This window comes from Amaricoccus sp., from assembly GCF_036846665.1.
Classification (GTDB): domain Bacteria; phylum Pseudomonadota; class Alphaproteobacteria; order Rhodobacterales; family Rhodobacteraceae; genus Amaricoccus.
Map to the genome: position 1 here is coordinate 1 of NZ_DAIUBO010000234.1, position 5,886 is coordinate 5,886.

Annotated in this window: 6 protein-coding genes; all 6 read left to right on the forward strand. The window is 71.0% G+C overall.

All coding sequences use genetic code 11. The features are described 5' to 3' along the window. Positions 1–789, forward strand: a 789-nt coding sequence (locus V7050_RS17395; RefSeq protein WP_324410916.1) for an acetylornithine deacetylase/succinyl-diaminopimelate desuccinylase family protein, incomplete at its 5' end; no start/stop codon positions are given. Positions 790–833: 44 nt separating this feature from the next. Beyond that, the gene (locus V7050_RS17400; RefSeq protein ID WP_324367550.1) at positions 834–2,309 is read left to right on the forward strand and encodes an ABC transporter substrate-binding protein; all 1,476 of its coding nucleotides are present in this window, start codon (positions 834–836) and stop codon (positions 2,307–2,309) included. Between the two features lie 118 nt (positions 2,310–2,427). Further along, positions 2,428–3,471, forward strand: a complete 1,044-nt coding sequence (locus V7050_RS17405) for an NAD(P)-dependent alcohol dehydrogenase (protein ID WP_324367548.1) — start codon at positions 2,428–2,430, stop codon at positions 3,469–3,471. A 40-nt stretch (positions 3,472–3,511) separates the two neighbouring features. Next, positions 3,512–4,459 carry an ABC transporter permease gene (locus tag V7050_RS17410; protein WP_324367546.1) on the forward strand — a complete coding sequence of 316 codons (948 nt, stop codon included), beginning with the start codon at positions 3,512–3,514 and terminating at the stop codon, positions 4,457–4,459. Beyond that, positions 4,459–5,271 (forward strand): ABC transporter permease, encoded by an 813-nt coding sequence (locus V7050_RS17415; protein ID WP_442885338.1) that lies wholly within the window; start codon positions 4,459–4,461, stop codon positions 5,269–5,271. The genes V7050_RS17410 and V7050_RS17415 overlap by 1 nt, the downstream gene beginning before the upstream one ends. Then, positions 5,268–5,886: ABC transporter ATP-binding protein (locus V7050_RS17420; protein ID WP_324410918.1), on the forward strand; the 619-nt coding region annotated here is incomplete at its 3' end. The genes V7050_RS17415 and V7050_RS17420, both read left to right, overlap by 4 nt.

Below are 5,886 nucleotides of genomic sequence, written 5' to 3' on the forward strand. Positions count from 1 at the left end.
GCGCATCTCGCCGAGCGCGGCTGGTTCAGCCCCGGCCGCGTCGACCACGTCATCATCCCCGAGCCGCTGAACAAGGACCGGATCTGCCTCGGCCACCGCGGCGTCTGGTGGGCGGAGGTGGAGACCTTCGGGCGCATCGCCCATGGCTCGATGCCCTTCCTCGGCGATTGCGCCGTGCGCCACATGGGCGCGGTGATCGCCGAGATGGAGGAGAGCCTCTTTCCCGCCCTCGCCGCGCGGCAGACGGCGATGCCGGTGGTGCCGGAGGCGGCGCGCGCCTCCACGCTCAACATCAATTCGCTGCACGGCGGCCAGGAGGAGCGCGCCGCGGATTTCACCGGCTGGCCCTCGCCCTGCGTGCCCGACAGCTGCCGCATGATCATCGACCGCCGCTTCATCGCCGAGGAGGATCTCTCGCAAGTCAAGGACGAGTTCCGCGACACGCTGGAGCGCGCGCGGCAACGCGGCCGCGACTTTCGCTACGATATCAGGGATATGCACGAGGTCCTTCCCACGATGACCGAAGCGGATACGCCCGTGGCGGCCGCGCTCGCCCGCGCGGTCGAGGCGCGGCTGGGGCGCCGGCCCGCCTTCGTGGTCTCGCCCGGCACCTACGACCAGAAGCACATCGACCGGATCGGCAAGCTGAAGAATTGCGTGGCCTACGGCCCGGGCATACTGGATCTTGCGCATCAACCCGACGAATATGTCGCCGTCGGGGATCTGCTCGACGCCGCAGCCGTGATGGCCGTCGCCCTGGCCGAGCTTCTCGAGGGCGGTGCGGAATGACCGGCGGGGCGCGCGCCCCGGACAGGTGAGGGTGGAGGATTAGGATGAAGCGACTTTCCCTGGCCCTGGCGGGCTGCCTCATGGTGCTCGCCGGGGCCGCGGCCGCGCAGCGCAGCGACATCACGATCGGCATGCAGCTGGAGCCGCCCAATCTGGACCCCACCGCCGGCGCCGCGGCGGCCATCGACGAGGTGGTCTATGCCAATGTCTTCGAGGGGCTGACGCGCTTCGGCCCGGACGGCGAGGTCCTCCCGGCCCTGGCGGAGAGCTGGGAGATCGCCCCCGACGGGCTCTCCTGGGTCTTCAACCTCCGCGAGGGCGTCAGCTTCCACGACGGCCTGCCCTTCACCGCCGAGGACGTGGTCTTCTCCTTCGACCGGGCGATGGCCGAGGGTTCGACCAATGCCCAGAAGCAGCTCTTCGACGGCATCAACGAGGTGACGGCGATCGACGACACCACCCTCGAGATCGGCCTCGATGTGCCCAAGGGCTCGCTGCTCTCCAACCTCGCCTGGGGCGATGCCGTCATCGTCTCGCCGGCGAGCGCGGAGGGCAATGCCACGAATCCGATCGGCACCGGGCCGTTCAGGTTCTCGCAATGGGTGCAGGGCGACCGGATCGAGCTCGTTCGCAACGAGGAATACTGGGGCGAGAAGCCGGCGCTCGGGAAGGTCACCTTCAAGTTCATCTCCGACCCCACCGCGGCCTTCGCGGCGATGATGGCGGGCGACCTCGACGCCTTCCCGGTCTTTCCGGCGCCCGAGAACCTGGCGCAGTTCGAGGCCGATCCGCGCTTCTCGGTCATCGTCGGCTCCACCGAGGGCGAGACGATCCTCGCCATGAACAACGCCCGCCCGCCCTTCGACGACATCCGCGTGCGACGGGCCGTGGCTCATGCCATCGACCGGCAGGCGGTGATCGACGGCGCGATGTTCGGCTACGGCACGCCGATCGGCAGCCATTTTGCGCCGCATAACCCGGCCTACGAGGACCTGACCGCGAAATCGGCCTATGACCCGGAGCTTTCCAGGGCGCTGCTCGCGGAGGCGGGCCATCCCGAGGGCTTCTCCACCACGCTGACGCTGCCGCCGCCCTCCTACGCCCGGCGCGGCGGCGAGATCGTCGCGAGCCAGCTGCGCGCGGTCGGGATCGAGGTGGAGATCGTCAATGTCGAATGGGCGCAATGGCTGGAGCAGGTCTTCACCAGCAAGGATTTCGGCCTGACCATCGTCAGCCATACCGAGCCGATGGACATCGGCATCTACGCGCGCAAGGACTATTACTTCGGCAATGACGACCCGGTGATGCGGGCGCTGATGCTGGGGCTCGACGCCACCTCCGACGAGACCGAGCGCACCGCGATCCTGCGGGCGGCCCAGGAACGCGTGGCCGACCAGCAGGTCAACGCCTTCCTCTTCCAGCTCGCCAAGTCCGGCGTCGCGGATGCGCGCATCGAGGGGCTCTGGGCGAACATGCCGACCCAGGCCAACGACATGACGGGCGTGCACTGGAAGGAGTGAGGCGCCCGATCCCGCAGGCCGCGGGCTGAGATCGGCCCGCGCCCGGTTTGCCTCCCGGTCGCGCATCGCTATGGTGCCGGCGGGCCGGCGCCCGGCCGAAGCGATGGGGATGCGACAGATGAAGGCCGCCGTCTACGAGCGCTACGGATCCGCCGACGTCGTCGCGATCGCGGAGGTCCCGCGGCCCGCGGCCGGGAAAGGGGCGGTCCTCGTCAGGGTCGCCGCCGCCTCGGTCTCCACGGCGGACTGGCGCATGCGCGCCTCGGCCTTTCCCGGCGGGCTCTGGCTGCCGGGCCGGCTGATGACCGGGCTCTTCGCCCCGAGACACCGCATCCTCGGCACCGATTTCGCCGGCACAATCGCCGAGACCGGCCCCGGCGTGACGCGCTGGAAGGCGGGCGACGCGGTCTTCGGCTTCTCCGGCCACGGGGGCCACGCGGAGTATCTCGCCATGCCGCAGGACGGGCCCATGGCCGCGATCCACCCACGCACCGGCTTCGAGGAGGCCGCCGCGACGCCCTTCGGGGCGCTCTCGGCGCTGGTCTTCCTGCGGGACTTCGCGCGGCTCCGGGCCGGCCAGCGCATCCTCGTGCTCGGCGCCTCGGGCGGGGTAGGGGCCTTCGCGGTCCAGATCGCCCGGCATCTCGGCGCCGAGGTCACGGGCGTCGCGAGCGGCGCCAATCTCGACCTCCTCCGCGACCTCGGCGCCGCCCAGGGGATCGACTACACCCGCGAGGATTTCGCGGCGCGCGGCCAGCGCTGGGATGCGATCCTCGACACGGTGGGGGCGACGCGCTTCGCGGAGGCCCGCAAGGCGCTCACGCCGGAGGGCGTCTACATCCCGCTCGAATTCGGCCTGAAGGAGGCGGGCCAGGCGCTGGCCAGCGCGATCCGGGGCGGCCCGCGCATGCGGCTCGGCGTCTCCGGGGACACGAGCGCGGATCTCGAAATCCTCGCCGGGCTGCTCGGGCGCGGCGAGATCCGGGGCGTCATCGACGAGATCTTCCCCCTCGCGGCCATCGCCGAGGCGTATCGGCGGGTGGAAAGCCGCCACAAGCGCGGCGCGGTGATCCTCGCGATCGACCCCGAAGCGATCGCCCGGCGCGCGCAGGCACCGGCAATGGCAGCGCCGAAGCTGGCATTCGGAGCCGACGCGCTCTAGGGTCCGCGCGACGCGCCCCGCGAGAAGGCTCCGCCACCCCGTGTTCCGCTACGCCCTGACGCGCTTCGTCTCGCTCGCCCTGAGCCTCGTGGTCGCGAGCCTGCTGATCTTCTTCATGCTCGAGATCGTGCCGGGCGATCCGGCGGCCTATATGCTCGGCCTGAACGCGAGCCCCGAGACGGTCGCGGCGCTCAGGACCGAGCTCGGCCTCGATGCCGGGCCGGTGGTGCGCTACCTCGGCTGGGTCTCGGGCATGCTCACCGGCGATTTCGGCACCTCCTATACCTATCGCACGCCGGTCGCGGAGATGATCCTCGACCGCATCCAGGTCTCGCTGCCGCTGGCGCTGCTCGCGCTCGCGCTCTCGACGCTGATCGCCCTGCCGGTGGGCATCTGGGCGGCCTCGCGCCGGGGCAGCCTCGCCGATGCCGGGGTGATGGGCGCGACCCAGCTCGGCGTCGCGGTGCCGAACTTCTGGTTCGCCATGCTGCTGGTGCTGGTCTTCGCGGTGCAGCTGCGCTGGTTCTCGGCCGGCGGCTTCCCGGGCTGGGACGCAGGGCTCCTCGCCGGGCTGAAGGCGCTGACCCTGCCGGCGATCGCGCTCGCGCTGCCGCAGGCCTCGATCCTCGCGCGCGTGATGCGCTCGGCGCTGCTCGACACGCTGGGCGAGGATTTCATCCGCACCGCCCGCGCCAAGGGCCTGACCCGCGGCCAGGCGCTGCGCCGCCATGCGGTCCGAAACGCGCTCATCCCGGTCCTGACCATCATCGGCCTGCAATTCTCCTTCCTGCTCGCGGGCGCGATCATCATCGAGAACGTCTTCTTCCTGCCCGGGCTCGGGCGGCTGGTCTTCCAGGCGATCAGCCAGCGCGACCTCGTGGTGGTGGAATCGGTGGTGATGCTGCTGGTCTTCGCGGTGATTCTCGTGACCTTCCTCGTCGACCTCGCCTATGCGGCGGTCGACCCGAGGCTGAGGCGGCCCCACTGATGCGCATGCTGGTGACAGGGGGGGCGCTGGCCGGCATCTTCGCGCTGGCGGCACTCCTCTCCTTCTTCTGGACGCCCTACGACGTCGCCGTGCTCGACATCGCGGCCAAGCTCCAGCCGCCCTCGGCGGCGCATTGGTTCGGCACCGATCACTTCGGCCGCGACGTCTTCTCCATGATCATGGTCGGGGCGCGCGTCTCCATCGCCGTGGCGCTGGTGGCGGTCGGGATCGGCATGGGGCTCGGCGTGCCGCTCGGCCTCGCCGCCGCCGCGAGCCGCGGCTCGCATCTCGACGAGATCATCATGCGCGGCAACGACCTCGTCTTCGCCTTCCCGGCGCTCCTGATCGCCATCATGATCACCGCGGTCTTCGGCCCCTCGGCGCTGAACGCGATCATCGCCATCGGCATCTTCAACATCCCCGTCTTCGCGCGCCTGACCCGCGGCGCCGCGCTCTCGCTCTGGACCCGCGACTTCATCCTCGCCGCCCGGGTCGCGGGCAAGGGCCGGGTGCGCATCTCGCTCGAGCACATCCTGCCCAATCTCGCGAACCTCCTGATCGTCCAGGGCACCATCCAGTTCTCGCTCGGCATCCTCGCCGAGGCGGGGCTGAGCTATGTCGGGCTCGGCGCCCAGCCGCCCACGCCCTCCTGGGGCCGGATGCTGGCCGAGAGCCAGACGATGATCTCCTTCGCGCCCTGGCTCGCGCTCTTTCCCGGCTTCGCGATCGTGCTCACGGTTCTGGGGCTCAATCTCATGGGCGACGGGCTGCGCGACCTGCTCGACCCGCGAATCCGGCGGGCCCGGGCATGAGCCTGCTCGAGATCCGCGACCTCGGCGTGGCGATCCACGGCACGCCGGTCCTGCGCGACGTCGCCATGTCGCTCGGCGCCGGCGAGGTGCTGGGGGTGATCGGCGAGAGCGGCTCGGGCAAGTCCATGACCGCCCTGGCGGTGATGGGGCTGCTGCCGCGCGGCGCCGAGGCGCGGGGCGAGATCCTGCTCGACGGCACCGACCTGCGGCGCCTGAGCGAGGCGCAGCGCTGTGCGATCCGCGGCCGCGAGGTCTCCATGGTCTTCCAGGAGCCGATGACCGCGCTCAACCCCCTGCAGACCATCGGCGCACAGGTCGCCGAGACGGTGCGCGTGCATCGCGCCACGGGCCGGCGCGAGGCCGAGGCCATCGCGCGCGCCACGCTCGACCGCGTCGGCCTGCCGGCGGAAAGGTTCCCGCTCGGGCGCTATCCGCACGAGCTCTCCGGCGGCCAGCGCCAGCGCGTGGTCATCGCCATGGCGATCGCGCTGCGCCCGCGCGTGCTCGTCGCCGACGAGCCGACCACCGCGCTCGACGTGACCACCCAGGCGGCGATCCTGCGCCTCCTGCGCCGGCTCGTCGACGAGGACGGGCTGGGTCTGATGCTGATCAGCC

Coding starts and splice junctions, on each gene's coding strand:
- V7050_RS17400 (WP_324367550.1), top strand. CDS start 834: ATGAAGCGACTTTCCCTGGCCCTGGCGGGCTGCCTCATGGTGCTCGCC.
- V7050_RS17405 (WP_324367548.1), top strand. CDS start 2,428: ATGAAGGCCGCCGTCTACGAGCGCTACGGATCCGCCGACGTCGTCGCG.
- V7050_RS17415 (WP_442885338.1), top strand. CDS start 4,459: ATGCGCATGCTGGTGACAGGGGGGGCGCTGGCCGGCATCTTCGCGCTG.